This window comes from Cellvibrio fibrivorans (assembly GCF_031457055.1).
GTDB lineage: Bacteria > Pseudomonadota > Gammaproteobacteria > Pseudomonadales > Cellvibrionaceae > Cellvibrio > Cellvibrio fibrivorans.
Map to the genome: position 1 here is coordinate 341609 of NZ_JAVDVX010000001.1, position 25418 is coordinate 367026.

The following is a 25418-nucleotide window of genomic DNA, read 5'->3' on the forward strand; positions in this document are numbered from 1 at the left end:
TTTATTGTGACGATGAATGAAACGAACGAGCAAACAACGGATTGTCGTTAAGCAAACGAACCACTTTGGGCAACATAAGAGTGGGATGAAATAGCGCGACATGCATCACCAAGGTAATGACAAGCAATTCCGGTTAAACATGCACGCAAAAAAAAGCCAGAACTGGGTTCTGGCAAGTCACGGGAAACAAGGGCAAATCAAAGGGGTAATTACGATTTGCTCAGCTAACTAATAGCATTCCAAGGAACATCAAAAACAAACAACAATTAACAAAGTAAGATGAGTTTAACCACCTAGCTTTTTGATACTGATTGCGCTTTGGATTTACCAATTCACAGTTAGAATTCAAATGGACACTCATAACATTTATACCAAGAAACCCGAGTGCATAGACTGTATTGTCACGTTAGCATCGAGTTGAAGCAGCGGCAATGTATAGTTTAGGCGGGGATAAAAGTCGAACCTGGAAGCTGAATATCAAACCTTTTTATAACAAAGAAGCCCTATCGGATAAGTAATTCGTTATGCTTTTTAAAGTTCAATCCACACCTGCGAATAAAGTCAGCCAATTGCGTCATATCTTGCCCGGATTTAAATTGGGTGCTTTTCTCATCAGACCTTAAAGGAGGGAAAACACCATAACCCGCCAACAGACACGCCCATGATTTGGGCTGATAACTGCCCACCAGATTATTCGTATACATGTTTTTGGCAAAATCACCGCCTCTGTACCAAAAGTGAAGAATTTGGTTTAGTGTTTCTGACAAGTGTGTATTCGCAGCATTATCCTTCCAATATTCGGAATCTGTTCGTTGATTAACCTTGTAATGGCACACAATGTAATCCCTGACTCCATCAAATCTTGCATTAATTTCTTTATTAAATGCATCTTCGAATTGATTGGTATATCCGCCTTGTTCGTAAGACTTTATAAACCCCGATATAGTGTTGAAAGATAAGGCAAGCGCAGTCGCCTCTAATGGCTCAATAAAACCCTGTGATAAACCTATCGCTACGCAATTTTTTTCCCAGTGTTTTTCGACACGACCCACTTTCATCTGCAGATGTCTGGCTGCAACATCATTATCGAGCAACCCTAAATGCTGCCTTAATTCTGTTTCAGCTTGTTCAGGCGTAATATAATCCGCGCTATATACGTAACCATTACCATAGCGATTGGTTAATGGAATTTTCCATGCCCAGCCATTTGAAAGAGCAGTTGATTTGGTTTCGGGCGGAATGATTTCAGAGATTGGCGTCGGCATGACTACCGCCGCATTATTAAACAAGTTTTCTTTAAAACTGATATAGGTGGCCTTTAAAGCCCCCTGTAGTAGCAAAGACTTGAAGCCCGAGCAATCAATAAAGAAATCTGCTGATAAAAGGCTATCATCATCCAAGCGCACCGAAGCCAACTCACCAGTTGGATGCATGAGCACTTCTGTCACTGTGCCAAAAATGCGATTAACGCCTCTACTAATCGCTTTTTCAGCCAGATATTGCCCCAATAAACCTGAATCGAAGTGGTATCCGTAGGCAACGCCAAAGGGAAAATTTTCCGTGGGTATAGGCCCAAGATTTTGTTGGGTAATATAGGTTTCTAAAAAATAAGGGTCTGGATGTGCATTTGTGTTGTAGCCCTGCATGCGAGCGTTAATATTGTTAAAAAATGCCGGGACAGTAAAAATATCATCCGTCTGCGCAGGAAAGGGATGAAAATAGGATTCAAAACCAGGGATCAACGACCAGTTAGCAAAGGTAATTCCATTTTTATAGGTTGCGTTGCAGCGCGGCATCCAGTCTGATTCGTCAATACCCACTTCATCAAAAAAGAATTTTAAATGTGGTGTCGATCCTTCTCCCACACCGATGATTCCAATATCACTAGATTCAAGCAAGCTGATATCAACATCACGCCAGTGTACTGCTAATAAATTGGCAGCCATCCAGCCAGCAGTACCACCGCCAACAATGAGAACTTTTTTTGGTTTTTTTGCTGCGCTTGTCATATAAATAAATTCACTTTGGATGCTTGGCGTTGGTATTTTTTTGCAATCACTATTTTTTTAACTTTTCAATAAAATAATCTTTGATGGCTCGTACATAATCTAACGATAGCTTTCCTAACAGATGCTGCTGATGTTCAGGAATATAGGACGCTGGATCAATGCCCTGTTTAAATAAATAATGATCAAACATATAACGCCATGCATTGCGCTGATTCGGCGTTAAATCGCGCATGGCCAGCAATGCAATATTTAAACTGTCGATAGGGCTAGGCGATGTCGCACCTTTGACTGCAGATCCATTCCACCAATAGTTAATCAATGCATTCACTTTTGCCATAGACTCAACATGATGCCACCAGAGCATAGGAATAAAAATCGCATCACCCGGTTCAAGTTCTACGGAGTAGGCATTAGCCAATGCCGTTTTGAATAATGGATAACGTTCAAAATCCGGCGCATATAAATCGACCAAACTAACAGGTGCACCCGCTGGTGTGAAATTGAGTGGCCCGGGGTATAAATTGCCGGTTTGATCCGGGGGAAATAATGTAAAACGCCTCTTCCCGGCAACAACGCAGGCTATATTATCTGCACCATCGTAATGAGCACTGACAATGCCCTCATTACCAACCCATAGATGCTGTTCTGTAGCGGGAAAAAAAACAGAACTATTTTCATCACTTAAACCTGGCAATATTTCACTTGGAGAAGAATTTTGCATGGAAATAGCCGGGTAGATTTCTCTATCCATTAGCTCCAGCAAGCGACCTAAAAATAAATCTACCCGCTCCTCCCCGCTGATGTAATTCACATCGGTCAGATCGTCGTTATAAAAAAAACGTTTATTGGCTGCGGGAGGGGCAACAAAAATTCTGGCCTTTTGACCGGTATAAAAGCGCAATAGGTATGAAGCAAAATCCTGCGGCGATTTTTTCGCAGCCGCCACCAACGGCCAGTGTCCCGAAAAATTGCGGATCACGATGGGTTGCTGCGCGGGCGCAATCTCGTCAAAAAATTGCTGCGCAGAAAGATTGTGGTATTCCGCAATAGGCTTATAGGTGTTCATGATTTTTTAACAGCGCAATACTGTTGGATATAATCGCTGTGGGACGGCATTTTCATGACGGTATCCCGGACATTATGTGCACTCTCTTGCATCAATGTCACCATATACTGCTCATCAAATGCATCCACTAACGGGTGGTATTTTTTCGGGCGCACTTTCATACCTTCAAGAATCGAACACCAGCTATCAATGGTGAAAAACTGCCCGGGAATGTGCTCTATCTGACCACGTTCACGAAATAAACAGATTTTTTCACGCAAGGAATCAGGCACCGGCATAGTCTTACACCAACGCCAGAACTCCGTATCATCGCGGCCGCTGATGCAATAATGCAAAATAATAAAATCGCGAATTTCTTGATAATCAATATTTATTTTTTGATTAAATGCTTGTTCTGTATGGGATTCAAAATCCTGATCAGGAAAGTGACGGACAAAATGAACCAGGGTTTTATGCACCAGATGAATCGCAGTGGATTCCAATGGCTCAAGGAACCCGGACGCAAGCCCCAAGGCCAAACAATTGTTGTGCCATATTTTTTTACGTCGTCCGGTCGTAAAAGGAATGATTCGCGGTTCATTGAGCAATTTTCCATTGACCGCCTTAAGCAAGGTATCAGTCGCTTGTTCGTCAGTGCAGTATTGGCTTGAAAACACATAGCCATTACCCGTGCGATGTTGCAATGGAATTTTCCAGGTCCACCCCGCCTCACGCGCAGTAGCAACAGTAAAAGGATGCAAGCCACTAGTATTTTCTGTCTGCACTGCAACAGCGCGGTTACAAGGCAAATAATGCGTCCAATCTTCATACCCAATGTTCAGGGCACCTTCAATCAGCAGCCCCTTGAAGCCAGTACAATCAATAAAAAAATCACTCGTAACAGTTGTGCCACTGTTCAATTCAAGAGAGCGGATAAATTGTCGCTCATCAACCACAACTTTATCCACGGTAGCCTCTATTCTCTCTATCCCGCGCTTTTGGGAAAGCTCACGCAAATAGCGCGCAGCTAATATTGCATCCAGATGCAAAGCATGGCTGTAACTGTTCAAAACCCAGTTCTGTTGCGGGGGCGGGCGAAGCATGAAGCGCTGATTCTCGGCCATGATTGCGCAAGGAGAATGGTCAAGCCAACGAGTAGCTTTACCGTCAATGACATTTTTTAACCACAGCTGATAAAACTCAAAACCATTAACATCCTGTCCGACACGACCAAAAGGATGAAAAAATTGCGCTCCTGGCTCTAGCCAGTCATCAAAGCGTATGCCTAACTTGAATGTTGCCGAAGTTGCTTCAGCAAACTCTTTAAGGTTGATTTGGCATGTTCGCAAAAAATCCATAATAGAGGGCACTGTTGATTCGCCCACACCAATGGTAGCAATATCCGGCGATTCAATTACCGTGATTTTTATTTGGCTACCTTGCAGTGCAGAGGAAAGTAAACTTGCTGCCATCCAACCTGCAGTACCACCGCCAACAATACAGATCGAATTAAGGTTGTTTTTTTGCATCGCAAGTATCTTTTCAATGAGGTTTTAAATAACCATATTAGCAACCATAAAAAAAGCGCGCAGTAAAATTGCTGCGCGCTTTTCTATACAACATCTAAATAGCTCTTTCTAATAGACAGTAGCAGTTTAGAAGGTTGCGCGAACACTCAGTGCATAGCGACGGTCGGTAGTAAAGTTCAACGCGTCAGTTTTCATGCCTTCCTGATTCATTTGATAAACAGTTTTGGTTTCGGTATTGAGCAAGTTGCTGCCCTCGACACCCACTTTCCAGTTATCGTTAATGGTGTAATACAAGCTCGCATCCATCATGCCTGCCGCTTTTGCATAAACTGGAGCAAAGTCTTCAGATTCACGCAAGGTCAGCAAGTACTCAGAGCGCCAGGTGTAAGCCAGACGGAACGAGATATCGTTGTATTCATACATACCAACAACGTTCAGGTTTTCGTCGGAGTAACCTTGCAGTGGCAGACCGCTGAATACACGGAAAGTATTGCGCTCATCCACAATCGGCTGACCGGCTGAGTTGAAACGAGTACTTGGCCCTACTGCACCATTTGGATCTTCCAAACCATTCTGGTCAATATAGGTATAGTTCAATTGCAGACCTAAACCACTCCAAGCACCGGGCAACATATCGTAGAACTGTGAGTAGGAGAATTCTGCACCGCGGATGGTACCTGAGCCAGTGTTGGCAGGACCGTAGGCAGCGAGAGTATGCATTGTCCCTTCGTGCTCGATCTCCAGGTCAAACCCTCTGTTACGGATAATATTGTCCAGCTCTTTGTGGAATAGACCCACAGTCACTGAACCCGCTTTCGCAAAGTACCATTCTGTAGTCAAGTCAAAATTGACCGACTCTTCAGGCTTCAGGAAAGGGTTGCTGGCTTCGGCATTCAGGGAAACACTGTCGATACCAATAACCGGGTTGGTGGTATCACTTTGTGGCTTGGACTCATCCTGAAGGGTTGGATCAACCTCCAGACCGACAATCATACGGTTGCGGGTATCAGTCAAGCTAGGATAGTAAAGCCCTTGCGATGCACCAAAACGAACTACCACATCCTCAGCAACGCCAAAGGTCAGGTTCAAGCTCGGCAACACTGTGTCGTAATCAGTACCTTCAACTGTAGTTTGGAGGGATTCACCGCTGGCAAGATCATAAATGGCCTTGTATTCAGCCTCCAGGAACGCAGCTGTTTGATTACCACCACGGCTGGTGGTTGCTGGCAACACTGTAAAGCCGGTAGATTCCAACTGATAATTGACATAACGCAGGCCGAGATTACCTTTGATCGGTGTTGACAGATCTGCGAATTCAAAGTCACCACGCACATAAAACTCTGTGCGTTTTTCGTTAGATTCACTCACATCGTGATCCGCGAAATGACTATTGCGGCCTTCCATATCTTCATAAGGAATTGCACAACCGCCACTGCCATCGGCTGCGTTACCCGCAGAATCACCTACGGTAGACCAACCATCTGCACAGCCATCGCGCAGTGATTGAGGATAATTCTTCACCAGGTTGAGGCTTGGGAACAGGAAGCTTTCCACTCCACCGTTCAGAACTTTGCCGTTGTAGTAATCGGAAAAGTCTACACGGTCATAAAGCTCAGGGCGATTCACAGCAGCAGATGCAACGCGCTGCTCATTGACCCAAGGGGTAGAAATTGGAGACCAACCGGCATATTCGGTGTCACGCACAGTGAGGGTTTTATCCGTGTAATAAACACCACTCTTAACAGCTGTCATGATGCCATCCAGCGCGTACTCCACATCAATTTTAACGGCATCTGCTTTAGCGTTGTTGAGCTCTTCTTGCTGCATACCTGAGCCGATAAATACCTCGGGTTGGAATGCGGCTTGATCAATCCAGCCTGTAAAATCAGTATCACTCAAGAATTCAATACTGGGGACATCGCCACGCAAATCCAGGTAATAGGGCAATAACTTACCAACAGCAGCTGAACCACCGCGAGTTTGACCAGACATGCTGTAGTTATGTACCAACTTTTCAGAATCGATATGTTGGTAATCAAGCTCAACGGTCAAGCGATCATTTGGTGTCAACGCCAAATTGAACGATGTATCTTCAACCGTATTTTCGTTGTAATTCCAACGCGTGATGTATAACAGTGGTACATCACCGCTAATACCTACACCAACACCCGATGTTAAATGCCCTCTTTCATCAAAGGTGCGCGGGCGACCTTCAGCAGATTGATCCAGCCAATCGTGAGATCCGGCCATAAAACCTTTAAAGCCCTGAGCCGCATGACCCACACGACGCTCTTGCCATTCCAGAGACGCTTTAGAGTTGATGTGCTCCAAGGTTGCCGTAACGGTTTCATCGGCGTTCGCCCACTGCAGCGAGGTGGTAAAACCGGTGCGCTCGCGGTCGTTTTCAGCGGTGCTCATATGGATCTGTGACGGCGTGTAATAAGTCACACCATCTGGCTGACCAGTAATGGCAGTGCCTTCATACTTCGGCACATAAGCTGCTGCATCGTCTTCAGTATATTTTTTCGCTCCATCAGCCAGCTGCGCGGGAGTACAAGCACGCCAGTCAGTCGCTTCAGGCATACATGGGTGAGAATAACCGCCACTTACAACACCGGGAGCAGGAGTTCCCCATACGTCATAGGAGAAAGTATCAACAGGGCCACGGCTCTGGAAATTACCCAAGCCTACGCCATCGCCACGCGATTGATACTCAGACTGAGATCCCGCCAGCAAGAAACCAAATTTACCCGCACTGGTTTCCCAGCTATCGGCAAACAGCGCAGAGAAAGAGGGAGTCACTTCTTCACGGAAATCGCCGTAGTTAGCTTTTGCATTGAAAGACAGCAAACGCTCATCCGAATCAAATGGTTTACGGGTAATCAGGTTAACGGTACCTGCGATACCACCAGAGATTAGGTCCGCAGTTTGGTTCTTAACAACTTCTACCGCACCCAATAATTCTGCCGGGAAATCTTCATAGCTCAGACCACCCCATGGGTTAGCACTGAATGCATCGCGGCCGTTAATTTCTGAACGTACACGATCCAGACCACGCACCAACACACCAGTACCTTCATCCGCATAGTGCTTGGGGTCATCAGAAGAAGCAAAACGCTCGATGGTTACACCAGGAACACGTTGCAATGCTTCAGTAACTGATTTATCCGGCAATGCGCCGATATCGGATGCAGTGATTACATCTTTTACAGTATCCGCATTACGTTTTAATTCTTGTGCAGTATCAAGACTGCTGCGCATACCCGTAACAACAACCTCTTCCAGATTTTCATCAGCAGGTTTGTTGTCTTGCGCAAACGTTGGCACACTCAGCGCAACGATTGATACAGCAAGCAACGATTTTTTGAATCGTTTGCCCGACATTTCTGTCATGTTGTTTTTACTTGTAAACATATCCAACCCCTTAGTTGTTTTCTCTCGTATTAAACCCACGGAAACGTATAGGTGGAGATTGCTATACGCATCTAATTGAACACTCCATTTACTTCTTGACTGCAAAACATACGTTTTTTACATTTTTTGCCAAAGCTAAAAAGCGAAAAAAGCGTTTACTACTTAAAACATAAAACGGAGTAGCGTCCGAATTTAACACCCACATTTTTGTGATTCTATACACAATGAAAAATCGAACTATTAATTACCAAAAGTCGAACTTTTCACTTAAAACCACTTAAAAATGTGGATGCATTCACACAAGCTGACACTTGAATAATCCAATACATTCTCGCAACAACCCAGCCAATGTTCTTAACACCATGCGTTATGGTTAGCATGACTAATTACTATTTGCCGCAGATCTGATATCGATTTCTGCAGTTAATTTCTGTTTGTACAAATACGCAGATTGTGTAGGCATAGCCTCAGCTGCGCTGCGCATCATTTTTTCCATTTTTTCCAGTTGCAGTTCAATCCACTGTGCATCCGTAGAGTGGATCAGCGGGTCATAGCGCTGTGGCCAAAAACCATTGCCCAGCAATAAAGATGTCCATACACCGGAAGAAAATGTTTCACCTTCATAAAAAGCCACAAGACCGCGCTTCTTAAACAAATCCAGTTTATGCAACAACCTGTCGGACAAGGTTACACGTGCAAGCTGCTGCCAATATGCAGTGTCTTGCGTCGCAGCAAGTTGATAATGCAAGCTATGAAAATCTTCTATGTGATCGTATTCGAGATTGGTGAGGCGGTTATATTCTGCCGCATTAAAATCAGCCGCCATTCGCGCGGGGAACAAACTAATAAAACGCAGTATCGCGCTTTGCACCAGATGTAATTTTCCTGCGCCTTGAACATCAAGATTGCCTGCAGACTCGCCAATCGCAACACAGTTTTTGTGCCAAAATTTTTCGCGTCTACCGATACAGATTGGTTTGGCCTGTGCGCTTTCCGCAGCACCTATGACATTGCGCGCCTGTTCTGCACTGGTGAAGCTGGAGTGATAAAAATACTGTTGCTCAGTGTGAGTTTGGCTGGATAGATTTTGTATCCAACCCGCAGCTCCCGTAAGCAATTCGCGCCGGGATGGAATTGATTGCGCTTGGGATATTGGTTGCACATGATTGATAACATGGGTTACCGGTAATTGGCCACTGAGTGATTGCCATTCCACATGTAAAGCTTTGCCAATGACGTTTCCCTGAGCACCAGTGCAATCAATATAAAAATCGGCGGCGACCAGCCCGTCACTGCCAATCCATTGCGACGCTACTGGAGTATTCGCAAGAGCACCGTGAATGTGATTGAGCGTAATTGACTCAATATAGCCATCGCTATTGAGCTTCAATGTGCTCGCCTCTGCAATCACATGAGCAACACCAGATTGCACTGCACGCTCGCGCAAATAGTTGAAGTAAGCAAAAGTATTTAAGGTTAAGCCATAACTGAGCGTGGAAAAAAGTGATGTATCTTGTGCAGAGGGATGGCAAAAACGCCCGGCTTTTGCGGCCACAGCTGCCAATGAATAATCATCATAATTAACTGGCTTACCCTGCAGATAGCGGCCGATTACATACTGGGGAAACTCGATCCGGTTAAGCATAAAACCGTGATCGCCAAAGGGCATAAAATATTGCTGTTGCTGATCAGCCCATGCATTAAATTGCGTGGCTAATAAAAAACTGGCACCCGTGCGGGCGACCAACTCTTTCTCAGTCACACCAAGCCATTGATGAAATGCGACGCAGGCTGGCATTGTCGCTTCGCAGTGCAAATCTGTTTCGGTTTGCTGCGCGTTATCGATCAACACAATGTCAATGCCCATGCCACGCAGGCCATTGGCCAAGGCAGCAGCCACGGTCCAGCCGGTCATACCACCACCTAAAATAGCGATGCGTTTGATCGGTGTGTGTTGAAAATCAGTGGAGTTAATCATTATGAAAATACTCCATATAAACTCATGGCAGCAGGCGGCCAGGATTTTTCTGAAGTGTCGCCATGGCAATAGCGTTTGATACTCTCTGCATGACCGGGCATAGCGCGCACACCGGCAATAATGGTGTCGCGCATTGCATGCAATTGCTGTTGCAATTGTGCCGGCTCCTGAGCATTAACGAGAGGATGATATGTTTTAGGGAAAATTCCCTGTCCCATATAAACCGCCACCCAACTCGGCTCTAAAAACATGCCGCGTTTATAGCGCTCGACATGTCCCTGTTCACGAAACAAATCCATTTTGTAAGCGAGGCTCTGCGGAATCTCCATCGTGCGACAATAATTCCAGAATGCCGAATCATCGCGCGCGGTAGCATGATAATGGAGGATAAGAAAATCGCGGATGCGCTCATATTCGTTAGCCATATCGCGGTTGAACTCATCAGTATTAGCCGCCTCCATATCTGCATAAGGAAAAAATTCCACCAATTTCATAATCGCCACTTGGATTAAATAAATACTGGTGGATTCCAAAGGCTCTAAAAAGCCACTGGAGAGGCCTATAGCAACACAATTTTTATTCCAGCATTTAACGCGGCGGCCGGTCTTAAAACGCAAATAATTTAGGTTGGCTAATGGTTCACCGTCCAAATTAGTTAACAAACTATTTGCAACTTCGTCATCGCTAATATATTTGCTCGAATAAACCTGACCATTACCGGTGCGGCTTTGCAGCGGAATCCGCCACTGCCAACCCGCTGCACGCGCGATCGCTTTGGTATACGGCAGAGGTTCGCGCGTTTTAGCGGAAGGCACGGCGATGGCGCGATCGCAAGGGAGCCAGTGGCTCCAATCTTCAAATCCGGTTTTTAAGGTTTCATTGATCAACAGGCCGCGAAAACCGGAGCAATCGATAAACAAATCGCCTGCAAGTATTTCACCCGAGGCAAGCTGCACCGATTGAATAGATCCACTGTCAGGGTGTTGATTGACCTGGTCAATTTTTCCCTCAATACGTTTAACACCGCGCGCAATACTGTAGTCGCGCAAAAAGCCAGCATAGAGTGATGCATCGATATGAAAGGCGTAGCTGTATTTGGAGAACAGCGAACGCGGATCAGACGCTGGATAAGCAAATTTTTCTGCCGCTGCGGCGACAACACCAACGGAATAATCGCTGATCGAACCCGCGTCACCCAGTTGTTGCAACTTTAACCAGTAATGATGAAAGCTGATGTCATTGCGCGATTGCCCATAGACACCAAAGGGATGGATATAGGCATCGCCCAACTTTCCCCAATTGGAAAACTCAATGCCCAACTTGTAAGTGGCATTGGTTTTTTTCATAAATTCATTTTCATCAATGCCTAGCACTTCGTTGAAATAACGAATGTGCGGCACAGTAGCCTCACCAACTCCCACTGTGCCTATCGCATCTGATTCTACTAACGTGATCTGGTATTGTTGCGGATGCAAAAATTTTGCGAGCGCAGCCGCCGTCATCCAACCGGAAGTGCCGCCGCCCACAATAACCAGATTACGCAAGCTGTTCATCATTAGGCCTTCTTACCAATGTGGGCAAATGAAGATATTTGCAGGGAAAGCACCAACAAAGACAGCAACACAATCTCCAACAAACCTGTGCTACCACCACCGGATGATTTGTTGTTACTCGCTGTCTGCGATGATGAAGCCACAACCGATGAAGCTATAGGTGCAACAGAAGACACGGCCACTGAACTTGCAACTGCGGTAACAGATGATGAACTGCTGGATGATGATTGATTGATTTCATCATCAATCACTTTTAATAAACTATTAGCGCCCGCTGCATCTTGCGACAATTCCCAAATCATAATGCCCGAGCCATGCTCCAGACCGAGTTGCGTTTTGGCTTTAATAGTTGCCGCGCCGTTGTAGGTGATGTAATTGCAACCGGCACAGGCATTGCCAATTAAATCTTTAGTCGCTGCGTCTGCGCCAAATTCAGCGAGAATACTGGCGTAGGTGTAATCAGATTTATAAGTACCAAATCCGTAACCATAAAAAGGCACGCCCAAGACTAATTGCTCTTTGGTGAGGCCGCGGTTTTTCCACAAATTCACATGATCAACCGCCATCGAATAAGGGGAGTGTTGTGCGCCCGCTGGTCCCCAACTTGGGCCGATCGCGTCGTACGACATGATGTTGACGAAATCAAAATAGGGAATGGATGAAACAGGGATCATGCCGCCAACATATGATGCCGTCGCACAGGTCAGTAATTTATTCCGTGCAACCAATTGCGCAGAAAGTGCTTGGATAAATGGCGTGTAATTACCAGCGTTATCGATATTGGTGAGTAGCCAACCTTCGATATCCACATCGATACCATCCAAACCAAACTCTTCCGTAAAGGCAATCAGGTTATCGACCAATGCCTGGCGATTAGCGGGTTGCAATAATGTCTCCCAATTGCCTGAGCATGCGGGAATCACACCACCGGCCACCGATGCCAACACTTTCACGCCCGCCGCTTGGGCTTTGTTGATGACATAACGCACTTCTGCAGCACTGACATTGCCGCCCGCCCTACCAGGCATACAGGTCATAACACCGTTATCAACCAACTTGCCTTGCGCATTGGGGTTGGTGAACGACAAATTAATATGAGTCAGTTTGCTCAAATCGGTTTTGTCGATTGCCGCTTTCATATCGGTAAAGCTGGCGATATAGCCAATCACCTTGGTTTCTGCTGCAACACTGCTGGCCCACAAATTAATTGAGCCCATACAGAACATAAAAATGCTGGACACAAACGCCATGCGTCGCGCTATCACAATAATTGAGTGTTTGATGATGTCTTTCACAGTTAGCTCCACCGCTTAACTCATTACACCTATTTGTAATGAAGCTGAAATTAGTAACAGCCCCATCAAAACCCGCGCTACAGGCAACCCCAAACTAAAACCTGAACTACCAAAAGTATTACCTTGTCACCACTGCATTAATGCAAATGCTGCTGCCGGTAATGGCTCGGTGTTACACCTACGGTTTTCTTAAACGCCTGGTTAAAGACCGATTTACTATTGAAACCGCAACTTTTCATAATTTCGCTGATCGGCTTTTGGCGCAATTCAGAATCTGCCAAACGCTTTTTGGCTTCCGCGACGCGATAGGTACCAATCAACTCAAAAAAATTCATGTGCATCTGGTTGTTGATGGTGCAAGACAGCAACTTGGGCGAGACATTTAATTTAATCGCCAACCGCTCAACCGTAATATGCGGCTCCAGATACGGTTTATTCTGCTCCATAAAATCCGTCAGTTTTTCCACCAACTGTTGCTGCGGTTCTTCCGGCAGCGGCTCAGGCGCGATGGTGTGCTCGATCTGGATATCAGAAAAACCATTGGAGTTTTTCAGCAAATACACCACCAGCACACTCATATAAATGAGATAGAAGTGACTTTCAAACTCTCCCAAAAACTCTGCACTTAACAAATTGATGAAACGGGTATCAACCAGTGTCAGCAAGGTCCAGCAATTAATCGCGAAAAAGCCAATCACTAATAATTTCAACCATTGCAAATCCACCTTGTTCAGCACGCAGTGATGCGCACGCAAATGGTGAATGTATTGATGCAGTTGATACGCGCACAGCAAACTGTATAAAAACAAGGCCAAGCGCTGCGCCCAGATCAAACCTTCGAAGTAGGGATCGCCAGTTACATGGGACCAATCGTGCACATACTGCAATTTTTTTTCGGTTGGTAGCTGGTGAAAAATTTGATAAATATAGATCGGGTAGCAAACCGCTGGGATCAAATGCAAAGCATCGCGTTTGGTTAATGCAAAATCGCGAAAAATTGCCGCGCGCGTAAACCAGAACAACAAAGGTCCCTGCAGAAAAAACGCAAATCCGAACAGAAAGAAAAAATTAGCCGATACCAATGACAAGGTATCGCGCACATTAATATTCCAATAGACCAGCGTATCAAAAGTACGCAATGCGCCCAGGAAAAAAAACAGTGCCAATAACTGCCAATAAACTTGTTTGATGCGCCCCTGCTGTTGGGTAAAAAACAACAGGCACGCGAGAACTAATGCAAGAAACCCGCTGAATAACAGCGAAATATCGTTGATATTAAACAGTGCTACTTCAACCATATCAGTCTACCGATAGCGCAGGTCATCATAGATAACGTATTTATATTTAACGCAGTTGTAATCTATCCCCGTGCCGCTTGCTCCGATAACCCTCATCCTGGTCATCGCTTTCATGAGTCCCGCGTTAAGCACCACATCCTGGGGTTATTACGTCTGCGCACCTTAATTTATTGTTCGTCACCTGAGCCAAAAGTTCGAGCTTTTGGCTCCACCAACTTACATCCAGCAGGACAACGTTGTCAATCCTATTTACAATTTTCCCGACCAACGCAATGCATTGATCAGGATTGTGTAAACGAATTCAGGATTTTTTCCAACGAAGTGGCTACTGCAACCACCAATTCCTGATCCAACTTTTGTGCTTGCTGGATCAATTCCATCACCTTTTTGCGCTCACTTTGCATAAGCACGGTTGTTTTTACGCGTGCATCAAGCAAGTCCAAACAAGTGCGAGCCACTAAATCAACTTTGTTCGCCAGAGACGTCCATTCAGGATGCAATTGCAACAGCGGTTGTAGCTGCACACGATTAGCAGCCCACTGCTCTAACTCTGCACGAAGCGCATAATAATCAGCATTCTCCTGCGGATTTTTCAACCACTTGTCCAAACGTTGGTTGAACTGGCGCAGATACTCATTCTCTGCAGGCAATGCGTCTACTAATCGATTCAGCGGATCAGCTTTGGAATAGGTTTCGTAAGCCGATTTTTCATGTTGACGATGGTAGTAATGCGCAGGCTCCAACATGTCAGCAAATACTTTTACTGGTGCTATTTCACTTTTACCAGCCAACTTCTGCAATGCAGTGAGCTGTTGCTGACGATGCAATAACCCAATCGATTTCTCTGCCCAGGATTCAACCGAATTCACCCGCACATACATACTATTTTCATCTTGCAAATCCCGCGCCGACCAGAGTCTTTCTGCAACAATAAATGCACGCGGCCACAAACGCAGGTCAATACTCTGCTCATCGGCAATCTCGGCCCAAAGTGCAGCCTCGCCCCCCAGTATTAATGCCTCTTGTTCTGCACTTAAATGTGCCACTGACTCAGTTTTGGGTAACTGTTTTTGTGCATAAACCGCTGTTGTTTTTTTTTCATTCTGTAAAGAAAAGTTAGCGCTGATTTTTTCACCGCTAATGGTATAAGGCGTGTTTCCCACAATCGCATTACCGTGAATTTTATTTGCATTAAAATTCATACGAAACTCGACCGGCCCCATCCAGGTATCCAAAGAAAATACCGCATTTTCTTTCGCATAATGTTTTAGCAAAACTTCACGACGGGATTTTCCAGTGAAATCAATAAAGGCTTGCCGGATATTTTTATCATCACCGATAAAGCTAAATGTACCTGTCACGGGTTTGCCACGCTTGCGTGGCATTTCAAAACGCCAACTATGAATTGTATCGTCACTCGAAATGTTTTCGATCACTACTGGTTTGGGCGGTACAGGATCATTGCGATAGTGATAGGCTCCTGTTTGCGCCTGATCAAGATAATAACCCGTTGATAATATGGATTGAAAACCATGACTTACCGCATCGCTTACCCCGTCTGGCCCGCGCCATGAGTGAATAACAATGTTTTTAGGCAAATCTTTGTGCTGGATTTCGTCCCAACCAATCATTTTTCGCTGATATTTCTGCAAAACTTTCTGCAAGCGCTGATTAAAATAGGCTTGCAGAGCGCGATGATCTTTTAGACCTTGCGCTTTCATAAACGACTGAATATCTGGATTGGTATTCCAATGCTCAGGATCAACTTCGTCGCCCCCGATATGCACATACTCAAATGGGAATAGTTCTGTTACCTCAGCAATGATTGCATCGGCAAACTCATACACCTTTTCATTGGCAGGATTCAACGTAGGCTTGTGTACGCCCCAGCGATACTCCATCGCATAAGGGCCGGGAGCCGACATCAATTCCGGATAAGCCACAGCAATTGCACTGGCGTGACCAGGCATATCAATTTCCGGTAGCACCTGAATTCCGCGCGCCCGCGCATAGGCAACTACATCGCGAATTTGTTTGCGTGTGTAATATTCGCCATCGGATGCCAATTTATGCAGTTTTGGATATTTTTTCGATTCAAGACGCCAGCCTTGATCATCAGTCAAATGCCAATGAAAGATGTTGTATTTTGCGGCGGCCATAGCATCTATCTGGCGTTTAATAGTGGCAACAGAAAAGAAGTGCCTGGAGGTATCCAATAATAATCCCCGCCATTTAAAACGGGGATGGTCACTTATACTGACCACAGGTAAAGATATTTTTTGATCTGTACCGATTAATTGCAACAGGGTTTCCAGTCCGCGTTGTGCACCTACCAATTGTTTGGCGGTTAGTTCAATTTTCGCAGCGGTGATATTGAGCTGATAGGATTCATCCCAGTCAGCGATATAGTTAGAAATAGGTTGTGCATCTTCTACACGAATTAATAGTTGCGCGTTGCTGTAACTTGTATTTTTCAAGCGTAAAGATTGACCGGTTTGCTGTTGAATTCGCTTTCCCAATATTTTCACAAGCGCAGTTGTTGCAGCAGATTTTTTCCCTTCCACTGCAAAACCTACTGTTTCACCTAATACCAATTGCCCCTGCGTACGCTCTACTTTTTGCGGATAGGGCATCAATAGCAATTGCTCCATTTGGGCATTTACCCAAACAGAACAAAACAAACAGGTTACTAGCAATAGGTATTTAGTCATAAAATTTTTTAAGGTTTTTTATAAGCCACACAATCTACTTCTACCTTGCAATCCACCACCATGCTGGAGACAACACAAGCACGTGCTGGTGGGTTAGCGCCGAAATATTCCATAAAGACACGGTTGAACGACATAAAATCGCGCGGGTCATCGAGCCACACACCGCAGCGCACAACATCTTCTGGGCCGTATCCGGCTTCCGCTAAAATGGCGAGCAGGTTTTTAATGGTTTGATGCGATTGCGCAACAATTCCGCCATCGATAATTTCACCGCTAACCATGGGCACCTGGCCAGACACAAACAACCAACCATCCGCACCGGCTGCTCGCGCAAACGGTAAATGCTGCCCACCAGTACCCTTTCCACCTTCAACGCCATAACGCTTTATTTCTGACATTTTTTTCTTAACCTTTTTAGTATGTGAAGTGGATGAACTCCGTCATTCATTCGGAGACGCGCCGTAAATACGTCCATGTAGGCTCGGGCACAGCATCCATGCTGCGCACGGTCTCCGAACAAATGCCGGAATTCATCCTGCTAGACAATCGCACGATTCAATTGATAAAAAACTATCAATAAAACCCAATCCGCAAATCACGTTGTCTTGCTAGAAATTTTCCCGCGCGTATTCCGGTTACTGCTTTTTGTGCGTAACTCAAAACACCGTTTACCCAAACGGCTTCAATGCCTTCCGCCAATTGTTGCGGCTGGGTAAATGTGGCGGCGTCTTTCACTTTTACCGGGTCAAACAAAACCAAATCAGCGGCAGCACCCACTGCGATGCGGCCGCGATCATCCAAACCAAAACGATCCGCTGACATACGTGTCATTTTGCGGATCGCTTCGGGCAAACTAAAAAGTTTTAAATCGCGACTGTAATGGCCAAGCACCCGTGGAAATGCGCCCCACAAACGTGGATGCGGTAGCGGATCCACAGGTAAACCATCGGAACCCACCATCGTCAGTGGATGCGCCAGAATTTTTTGTACATCCGCTTCGCTCATCCCGTGATATACAGCGCCTGCCGGTTGCAATTTTTTTGCAGTGTCAAGCAAGTTCAAATCCCATTCAGCTGCAATCTCCGCTAATTTTTTCCCACCCTGTTCCGGATGCGGCTCACTCCAGGTGATCACGATATCGAAATCGTTAGTGACTTGTTGCAAATCCAGAGTGGATGAACTGGCACTGTAGGGATAACAATCGCAACCCACTGGATGAGTCTTTGCAACAGTTTCCAATTTTTTTAATACTTCGCCACTGCGTCCCCAGTTGCCTGCGCCCGCACATTTTAAATGCGACACGATAATAGGGGCTTTGGCATGCTCACCAATTTCAAAAGCCTCATCGAGCGCAGCAATAATTTCATCAAATTCGGTACGCAAATGCGTGGTATAAACAGCACCGGTTTCATTGAGTACTTCCGCTAATAATTTCACCTCTTCAGTGCTACTCGCGATGGCTGAACCATAGGCCAATCCAGACGATAAACCTAACGCCCCCTCTTTTAGCGATTCGCGCAATTGGCCGCGCATCAATTCAATTTCACCCGGTGTTGCCACGCGATCCAAACGATCCATATGATTATTGCGCAGCGCCGTATGGCCAATTAATGCGGCAACATTCACCGCAGGCTGCGCACGATTAACCGCATTTTTGTAGCTGGCAAAATCGGCATAACTAAAATCATCCGGTGCACCAAGCAAATTCATTGGATCAGGAAGATCACCGGTCAATGTCACCGGGCTTGCGCTGATTCCGCAATTGCCCACAATTACCGTGGTAATACCCTGCGAAATTTTGGGCAACATCTGCGGTGCGTGAATTACCTGCAGATCGTCGTGGGTATGCACGTCGATAAAACCGGGAGCCAATACCAACCCTTGTGCATCACGCACCGCCATGGCATCGGCCGCCGACAAATCGCCTATTGCAGCAATTGCACCATTACAAATGGCAAGATCGGCGCTATACACAGGTTCACCTGTGCCATCAATAATCTGTGCATTGCGAATAATCAGATCGAACTTCACCCACTGCTCCCAATCACGTTTTTTTAAAAAACGTTTTTTAATAACACTGTTTCAAACGCAGCCATTAATCACCGAGCGGTAATCGGTTATCGCCACCGCGGTATTCATCCAGCGCAAATTTCACACGGCGCAATAATTCTTTGCTTTCATTTTTGCGCGCCAGCGCCAATTCAGTGGCGAGAATATCGATCGCCAATAACATGCCGTAACGCGATGCGGATGGTTTGTAAATAAAATCAGTTTCTTCGGTCATTACCGGAAGCAAAATATTGGCTTTGACTGCCAAGGGTGAATGCGGTGCAGTAAACACAATAATCTGCGCGCCATATTCGCGGGCGATATCAGCCACTTCCAATAATTCCGGCGTTACACCAGTAACCGACAAAAGCACCAACACATCTTGTTCGGTGAGCGTTGCTGCAAGCATGCGTAGCAACACAGGATCGTGGTACGCCGTTACTGCTTTACCCAAACGTGCAATACGGAACTGCACCTCATCGGCCAGCATGGTTGAACCGCCACCCATACCTCCGATATAAATCAGGCGCGCGGAATTTAATAATCCAGCAGCTGCGCGGAAATCTTCTTCAACAAAACGCGCGAGATTTGCACGCAGGGTTGATTCCACATCACTGCAAATCTGGGTATAAAACGCACTTTCCTCGACAGCGGGAACCTCAGATAAAAAGCGTGTTCCCACCGCGCTGGCTTGCGCCAGTTTTAATTTCAGATCACGAATATCTTCACAGCCAACAGCTTTAGCAAAGCGTGAGATAGTGGCGATACTCACAGCTGCTTTTACTGCCAACTGATCAATACTGGCTGAAGCGGCGAAAGCGATATCCTCTAAAATTGCATCAGCAATTTTTTGCTCAGTCGCGGAAAGGCGATCCCGACTGGCGCGCATGTGGTACACAATATCGAACAGACCCGTCATAGTGTTTTCCAAAATCAATTTAGATAAATGCTGCGATCAATGACACAAAACCGAGCGCAACAACGGAAATAATTGTTTCCAATACGGTCCAGGTTTTTAACGTCTGGGTCACGGTCATATTGAAATATTCTTTGATTAACCAGAAGCCGCCGTCATTGACGTGCGACAAAATCAGCGAGCCAGCACCGGTCGCGATCACCAATAACTCCGGGTGCGGATAACCTGCCGCCAGTGCGATCGGCGCAACAATTCCCGCAGCGGTACTCATCGCCACCGTTGCAGAACCCGTCGCAACACGCATTAATGCCGCCACTAACCAACCCATCATCAAGGGCGTCAAAGCCATATCGGAGGAGATAGACACAATTTCTTTGGCGATACCCGCTTCCACTAAAATACGATTTAATCCACCACCGGCGCCCACTAGCAAAGTGATGCCTGCTGTCGGCGCAAGACAGTCGTGACTAAATTTCAAAATCGAATCGCGATTAAATCCACGCGCAATGCCAAGCGTGTAAAAACTCACGAGGGTTGCAATCAATAATGCAACAACGGAGTTGCCGATAAATAACAAAAAATCATTCAGTGCTGTACCCGGTGTTGCAATCAAATTTGCCCAACCACCCAACAGCATTAAAAATACTGGCAATAAAATGGTCGCAAGCGTAATGCCAAAACCCGGCAATTGGCGCTCGCCATCGGCGTGGATAAATTGCTCTTCCAACGGATTCACCGCGGGCAATTGAATGCGCGGTGCAATCCATTTTGCAAAAATTGGCCCGGCAATAATCGCCGTAGGAATTCCCACCAAAAGCGCATAAGAAATTGTGCGTCCAACATTTGCTTGATATTCACCTACCGCAATCATCGCTGCAGGATGCGGTGGCACCAGGCCGTGCACAACGGACAAGCCCGCCACCATCGGTAAACCAACCAATAACATCGAAGTACCAGTCCGGCGTGCAACGTTAAACGCGATCGGAATTAATAAAACAAAACCGACTTCGAAAAAAATCGGAAAGCCAACGAGGAACGCGATAAACACCATTGCCCAATGCACATTTTTTTCGCCGAACCAACGGATCATGGTGCGCGCGATTTGTTCGGCACCGCCTGACTCCGCCATCATTTTTCCGAGCATGGTGCCGAGCGCAACCACCAGTGCGATATGGCCGAGGGTTTTACCCACACCGGCTTCGTAAACAAACACCACATCTTTGGCGGGAATGCCCGCCATCAAACCCAAACCAAGCGACACCAACGTCAGCGTGATAAACGGGTTGAGGCGGTAGCGGGCAATCAACAACACCAACGCGATAATGCTGATGGCGGCGTACACAAGTAACCAATGGCCAGGGCTCAATGCAAATTCCATAACAGCCCCTTAGAAAAACGTTTCCACGGCATCAATCACCGTGTAGTTATCATCGACCACCAACAACTGCCGCCACTTATCAAACGTCAGGCAGGGGTGGGAAATATCCAACGCGAGCATATCGCCCACTTGCAGATCTGCATCCGCAGCAACCTTCATAAATGCGTGTTGATCCATCATCGCCGTGAGCTGCCAATCGGCAGGTGCGACGGCAGGAGCTTCGCTGCCGGGGCGGTAGTGTTTTGCGGGGATAGGCAAGCCAGCATCAAACGCGGCATCGCGCTTACCCAAACCGAGAATGGCAAGGCCGGGCTCGGGGATAGAGAGCACGTAAGCCCACAATTGCAGCGCTGGCAGCAGACTGGTCTGCATGGAGCGGGCAACGGGGTTACTGGCGTGGATACGCGCTTCAGCGGCTTTATAAATGCCCACATCGTGGGTGAGGTAGCAACCGGGGCGCAGGATGATGTCGAGCGGGCGCCCCATATCGAGCCCCGTCCACTCTTCGGCCACCAAATCGAACCAGGCTGAACCAGCGCCGGTGAGGATAATCCGCTCAGCCGTCAACAGGCTGTGAGCTTCCAGAGTCATCAATTCGCGCACGGCGCGACGAAGGAATTCACGGATAGAAGGCTCATCCTTAAGGACACCTTCGTAAACCTCAACACCGGCCAAGACGAGGGATTCCGGGTAGCGGGCGATCGCATCGAGAACTGCGTTACGGGTTTGTTCGTCCCGCACACCGGTGCGGCCGCCTTCCACCCCCAACTCCAGCAGCAGATTCAACCGCTGTCCGGCTCGGGCGAAAAACTGCCCTAATTGTTCAACGTTAACAGGAGAATCGACTATCACAAAAAAGTCGAACTCCGGGTTTTGCAGCAAGCGGGAGATGATCGCCATGTTGGCGCGACCCACCAACTGATTGGCCATGATCACGCGGCGCACACCAAAATGGTAGGCAGCTTGGACTTGTGGCGCAGTCGCCAGGGTGATGCCCCAAGCGCCATGAGCAAGCTGCTGATGAAACAGCGCCGGACTCATGGTGGTTTTGCCATGAGGTGCGAGTTTCAGCCCATAAGTGCTGATAAAGGATTTCATCCAATTAAGGTTGTGCTGGATGCGGGATTGGCTAAGCGCAGCTACCGGAAGGCTTACCTGCTCGCGCAATAGGTTCCACCCCAATTCACTGGTAGAACCAATAGACGGCTGTAAACTTAAGTCACCAAGGCCCTTACCTACTGGACTAAGCGGACGATCCGTCAGCATTTTTTGTAAATTATTTTCTTTGTGCATGCTTTTTTCCCAGCAAAAGCAGAAAAAACGATCATTTTTGCTAGGCTAACATTAAAGAATGGCACTGAAAAGAAAATAATTTACATAAATGGCAGATTATTCCACCTAATTGTGACAGTTTTTCGCACCTCGGCAGCGGCGATAAAGCGTTACTCCTGTCACAGCCAATCCAAAAGCCGGACCTGCGACCAGCATTTTGTAGAAAATCGTCAAAGTTCGATTTTTTTCCACACGACCTCGACAGGGCACATCAAAAAAAGTCACACCTGCAGCCACAAGTGGCAGTTAATGGTAAAGCCAAACTGGGACTTTCAATCGCTCATCGCTTGTTTAATGATCGCGTTGCTGGCAAGAACAGCTTTCCGCGCCCCCCACTAGGCGGATTTTTTGTCCAGCTGGATACGCATCTCCTGCACACAATAACAGCCGCTAACATCCGGCCAACGTATCCGCATCCTTAAACCCAGGATTCATCGCCCATCCCCCCCAGCGAACGGAATACCTGGTTAATAACATCTATTCGATGAGGACAATAATGATGATCAACTTGTTTACCAGATTTGCCAAAGCAAGCCACTTGGCGCTACCCGGCTGCTTGCTGCTCGCCGCGCTGGCCAACCCAAGCCAGGCAGTGGTTTACCAGGCCGAGAGTTACACCAACTTCTTTGACACTACCGCTGGCAATACTGGCGGAGCATTTCGCAATGACGCGGTGGATATAGAAGCCACTACCGATTCCGGTGGCGGTTTCAATGTGGGCTGGATTGAGCCAAATGAGTGGCTGGTTTACGGTGGACTTTCGATTCCCACTTCCGGTAGCTACACCATCCGTATGCGCGTCGCGAGCCCGTCAGGTGCGACGGCTGCGGTCGATCTGAACGGCGGCAGCATCCAGTTGGGCGACTTCGCCATCCCCGCCACCGGTGGCTGGCAGAACTGGACCACCGTCTCCCGCACAGTGAACATCAACGCAGGCACCTATAATCTGGGTGTGTTCGCCAAAACCACTGGTTGGAACTTCAACTGGATCGAAGTAGTAGCCAATGGCGGTGGCGGCAATACGACAGGCCTGCTGACCGTCTACGAACACTGCAACTACGGTGGCTGGTTCCGGGGCTTTAATACCGGTTCATTTGACGGCAACGTGATGACCTCAATGGGCGCGCGCAACGATGCTATCTCCTCAGTGAAAGTCGCCGCTGGCTATGAAGCCGTGCTGTTCGACAACTGGGATTACAGCGGTGCATCGGTAGTGGTATCGGGCGATAACACCTGCTTGAGCAATTTCAACGATCGCACCTCATCGATCATCGTACGCCCGGCAACCAACACCGGTACCGGTTTTGCAGCAGTGGTCAGTGAAACCCAGTTCAACCAAATGTTCCCCGGCCGCAATAGTTTCTATACCTACGCAGGTCTGGTTGCCGCATCAAAAACCTATCCCGCATTTGCAGGTACTGGCGACCTGGCGGCGAAAAAACGCGAAGCGGCAGCAGCATTGGCCAACTTCTCCCACGAAACCGGCGGATTGGTTTACGTCACGGAAATCGCCCAGGGCGAATACTGCGGCGATTGGGATAACAACCCAAGCACTTGTCCTTGTGCACCGGGCAAACGCTACTTCGGTCGCGGCCCGATCCAATTGAGTTGGAACGGCAACTACTGCGCAGCGGGTACGGCTTTGGGGCTAGATCTGCGTGCTAACCCGGATCTGGTATCGCAAAATGCAACCGTTGCCTGGCAAACCGCCCTCTGGTTCTGGATGACCCAGTCGGGCGCTGGCTACCGCCCTGCCCATGATTCCATGGTCGGCGGCTTCGGTTTCGGCGAAACCATCCGTACGATTAATGGCTCACTGGAATGCAATGGCGGCAACCCCGCGCAGGTGCAAAGCCGGATTAACGAGTACAATCGCTTCCTGAATATTTTGGGCACCAGTGCTGGCCCTGGTAATTTGGGTTGTTAATAACCGGGAATAAATAGATAACAAGCTTCTAGAGAACCGCCAACACCAAAGCCGCATCAAGCAATTTGATGCGGCTTTTTTATTTTTTTGAAAATATTTTTAAATCGTGGGAATAAAACCATCGCCTCAAGCGTTAACAAGTTGTAAGTCAACTAACCAAGAGGCACTTCCCATGAAAAACCCAACATTAAACAGCAAAATTTTATTTATCTCTGCTTGCACATTAGCGTCATCAATCTGTCTGGCGAACGAGGTCTCCTCGGGTGTCGATTATAGTGTCGATGCCAAGGCCGATTCGCAAAGCTCATTCAGCACGCAGGCCGACACTCAAAGCGGCTCAATTTCTCTCACCAGTTCGCTCCAACAGCAACAGACAATAAATAACGCGGACAGTATTAACGCCGAAGCAAGCGACAATAGCGAGACTCCCGCTGCAGAAGATTCACCAACCGAATCACCCGTCGCTACAGATGACTCAGCAGCAGACACCAGCACCACAGCAAGTAACAGTTTGACCAACGCTGTATCACTCACCGGCAACACAAAAGTGGAAACACAAAAAACAGTGGATGTTGTTACCGGCAAAACAACTGAATTAACCAATAATGCCAACGAAGTAACCACGGCAGTGGACGGCCGTATTAAAAGTACACTGGCTGCATCAGCCGATGTGACCAACAATATCAGCACACAATTGCAAGGCAATCTGACCAACGTCAATTCCACCACCAATGATGTTGTTGGCACTCAAGTGGATTCATTGGTCGCTACCAACCTGCAACAAAGCGTGCAGCAAAATGTGCAAGGCACAGTGAATAGCACTATTGACGGGGCACTTAATAGCGCAATCACTGGTTCCATCGATAGCACCATTAACAACACCATCCAGGCAACGATTGAAGATACGGTTGAATCCACTGTAGAAAGCACCGTAACCACCGCACTCAATAATAGTTTGGGGCTTGGAAACTAAGGATGAAGGCG

The 25418-nt window shown here is 47.0% G+C and carries 17 protein-coding genes; 3 read left to right on the top strand and 14 right to left on the bottom strand.

The features are described from left to right. Positions 1 to 503: 503 nt before the first annotated feature. From J2X05_RS01505 to J2X05_RS01550, 10 genes are all read right to left on the bottom strand, one after another. Positions 504 to 2009: a tryptophan halogenase family protein gene (locus J2X05_RS01505; protein WP_310067745.1), complete on the bottom strand. Its 1506-nt coding sequence runs from the start codon at positions 2007 to 2009 to the stop codon at positions 504 to 506. 49 nt (positions 2010 to 2058) lie between these two features. Then, positions 2059 to 3075 (bottom strand): cupin-like domain-containing protein, encoded by a 1017-nt coding sequence (locus J2X05_RS01510; RefSeq protein ID WP_310067748.1) that lies wholly within the window; start codon positions 3073 to 3075, stop codon positions 2059 to 2061. Then, positions 3072 to 4583: a tryptophan halogenase family protein gene (locus J2X05_RS01515; protein WP_310067750.1), complete on the bottom strand. Its 1512-nt coding sequence runs from the start codon at positions 4581 to 4583 to the stop codon at positions 3072 to 3074. The genes J2X05_RS01510 and J2X05_RS01515 overlap by 4 nt, the downstream gene beginning before the upstream one ends. 126 nt (positions 4584 to 4709) lie before the next feature. Beyond that, positions 4710 to 7997: a TonB-dependent receptor gene (locus J2X05_RS01520; RefSeq protein ID WP_310067751.1), complete on the bottom strand. Its 3288-nt coding sequence runs from the start codon at positions 7995 to 7997 to the stop codon at positions 4710 to 4712. Positions 7998 to 8379: 382 nt separating this feature from the next. Next, on the bottom strand, positions 8380 to 9975 hold the full coding sequence (locus J2X05_RS01525; RefSeq protein WP_310067754.1) for a tryptophan 7-halogenase: 1596 nt from the start codon (positions 9973 to 9975) through the stop codon (positions 8380 to 8382). Then, positions 9975 to 11531 (bottom strand): tryptophan halogenase family protein, encoded by a 1557-nt coding sequence (locus J2X05_RS01530; protein WP_310067757.1) that lies wholly within the window; start codon positions 11529 to 11531, stop codon positions 9975 to 9977. Before J2X05_RS01530 ends, J2X05_RS01525 begins: the two co-directional genes overlap by 1 nt. Further along, positions 11531 to 12823: a glycosyl hydrolase family 18 protein gene (locus tag J2X05_RS01535; RefSeq protein WP_310067760.1), complete on the bottom strand. Its 1293-nt coding sequence runs from the start codon at positions 12821 to 12823 to the stop codon at positions 11531 to 11533. The genes J2X05_RS01530 and J2X05_RS01535 overlap by 1 nt, the downstream gene beginning before the upstream one ends. Before the next feature lie 137 nt (positions 12824 to 12960). Next, complete coding sequence (locus J2X05_RS01540) at positions 12961 to 14121, bottom strand: helix-turn-helix domain-containing protein (protein WP_310067762.1); 1161 nt, start codon at positions 14119 to 14121, stop codon at positions 12961 to 12963. 281 nt (positions 14122 to 14402) lie between these two features. After that, entirely contained in the window at positions 14403 to 16832 is a 2430-nt protein-coding gene (locus tag J2X05_RS01545; RefSeq protein WP_310067765.1) for a beta-N-acetylhexosaminidase, read from the bottom strand. A gap of 8 nt (positions 16833 to 16840) precedes the next feature. Beyond that, on the bottom strand, positions 16841 to 17230 hold the full coding sequence (locus tag J2X05_RS01550; RefSeq protein ID WP_310067770.1) for a RidA family protein: 390 nt from the start codon (positions 17228 to 17230) through the stop codon (positions 16841 to 16843). A gap of 32 nt (positions 17231 to 17262) precedes the next feature. Here J2X05_RS01550 and J2X05_RS01555 point away from each other — a divergent pair, with 32 nt between their 5' ends. Next, on the top strand, positions 17263 to 17412 hold the full coding sequence (locus tag J2X05_RS01555) for a hypothetical protein (RefSeq protein WP_310067771.1): 150 nt from the start codon (positions 17263 to 17265) through the stop codon (positions 17410 to 17412). Here J2X05_RS01555 and J2X05_RS01560 read toward each other — a convergent pair. The 4 genes from J2X05_RS01560 to J2X05_RS01575 all read right to left on the bottom strand — a co-directional run bounded on the left by J2X05_RS01560 (position 17406) and on the right by J2X05_RS01575 (position 22468). Further along, on the bottom strand, positions 17406 to 18863 hold the full coding sequence (locus J2X05_RS01560) for an N-acyl-D-amino-acid deacylase family protein (protein ID WP_310067773.1): 1458 nt from the start codon (positions 18861 to 18863) through the stop codon (positions 17406 to 17408). The two genes, J2X05_RS01555 and J2X05_RS01560, sit on opposite strands and share 7 nt — an antisense overlap. 64 nt (positions 18864 to 18927) lie before the next feature. Then, positions 18928 to 19800 carry a MurR/RpiR family transcriptional regulator gene (locus tag J2X05_RS01565; RefSeq protein WP_310067774.1) on the bottom strand — a complete coding sequence of 291 codons (873 nt, stop codon included), beginning with the start codon at positions 19798 to 19800 and terminating at the stop codon, positions 18928 to 18930. Between the two features lie 19 nt (positions 19801 to 19819). Further along, positions 19820 to 21175 carry a GntP family permease gene (locus J2X05_RS01570; RefSeq protein ID WP_310067775.1) on the bottom strand — a complete coding sequence of 452 codons (1356 nt, stop codon included), beginning with the start codon at positions 21173 to 21175 and terminating at the stop codon, positions 19820 to 19822. Between the two features lie 9 nt (positions 21176 to 21184). Further along, on the bottom strand, positions 21185 to 22468 hold the full coding sequence (locus tag J2X05_RS01575; RefSeq protein WP_310067776.1) for an amino acid deaminase: 1284 nt from the start codon (positions 22466 to 22468) through the stop codon (positions 21185 to 21187). Positions 22469 to 23003: 535 nt separating this feature from the next. Between J2X05_RS01575 and J2X05_RS01580 the strand changes: the two genes are divergently transcribed. Both J2X05_RS01580 and J2X05_RS01585 read left to right on the top strand, forming a co-directional pair. Continuing rightward, positions 23004 to 24434 carry a glycoside hydrolase family 19 protein gene (locus J2X05_RS01580; protein WP_310067777.1) on the top strand — a complete coding sequence of 477 codons (1431 nt, stop codon included), beginning with the start codon at positions 23004 to 23006 and terminating at the stop codon, positions 24432 to 24434. A gap of 172 nt (positions 24435 to 24606) precedes the next feature. Continuing rightward, positions 24607 to 25407, top strand: coding sequence for a hypothetical protein (locus J2X05_RS01585; RefSeq protein ID WP_310067778.1), 801 nt, complete (start codon positions 24607 to 24609; stop codon positions 25405 to 25407). Positions 25408 to 25418: the final 11 nt, after the last annotated feature.

Coding starts and splice junctions, on each gene's coding strand:
- J2X05_RS01505 (WP_310067745.1), bottom strand. CDS start 2,009: ATGACAAGCGCAGCAAAAAAACCAAAAAAAGTTCTCATTGTTGGCGGT.
- J2X05_RS01510 (WP_310067748.1), bottom strand. CDS start 3,075: ATGAACACCTATAAGCCTATTGCGGAATACCACAATCTTTCTGCGCAG.
- J2X05_RS01515 (WP_310067750.1), bottom strand. CDS start 4,583: ATGCAAAAAAACAACCTTAATTCGATCTGTATTGTTGGCGGTGGTACT.
- J2X05_RS01520 (WP_310067751.1), bottom strand. CDS start 7,997: ATGTTTACAAGTAAAAACAACATGACAGAAATGTCGGGCAAACGATTC.
- J2X05_RS01525 (WP_310067754.1), bottom strand. CDS start 9,975: ATGATTAACTCCACTGATTTTCAACACACACCGATCAAACGCATCGCT.
- J2X05_RS01530 (WP_310067757.1), bottom strand. CDS start 11,531: ATGATGAACAGCTTGCGTAATCTGGTTATTGTGGGCGGCGGCACTTCC.
- J2X05_RS01540 (WP_310067762.1), bottom strand. CDS start 14,121: ATGGTTGAAGTAGCACTGTTTAATATCAACGATATTTCGCTGTTATTC.
- J2X05_RS01545 (WP_310067765.1), bottom strand. CDS start 16,832: ATGACTAAATACCTATTGCTAGTAACCTGTTTGTTTTGTTCTGTTTGG.
- J2X05_RS01550 (WP_310067770.1), bottom strand. CDS start 17,230: ATGTCAGAAATAAAGCGTTATGGCGTTGAAGGTGGAAAGGGTACTGGT.
- J2X05_RS01555 (WP_310067771.1), top strand. CDS start 17,263: ATGAACTCCGTCATTCATTCGGAGACGCGCCGTAAATACGTCCATGTA.
- J2X05_RS01565 (WP_310067774.1), bottom strand. CDS start 19,800: ATGACGGGTCTGTTCGATATTGTGTACCACATGCGCGCCAGTCGGGAT.
- J2X05_RS01570 (WP_310067775.1), bottom strand. CDS start 21,175: ATGGAATTTGCATTGAGCCCTGGCCATTGGTTACTTGTGTACGCCGCC.
- J2X05_RS01575 (WP_310067776.1), bottom strand. CDS start 22,468: ATGCACAAAGAAAATAATTTACAAAAAATGCTGACGGATCGTCCGCTT.
- J2X05_RS01580 (WP_310067777.1), top strand. CDS start 23,004: ATGATGATCAACTTGTTTACCAGATTTGCCAAAGCAAGCCACTTGGCG.
- J2X05_RS01585 (WP_310067778.1), top strand. CDS start 24,607: ATGAAAAACCCAACATTAAACAGCAAAATTTTATTTATCTCTGCTTGC.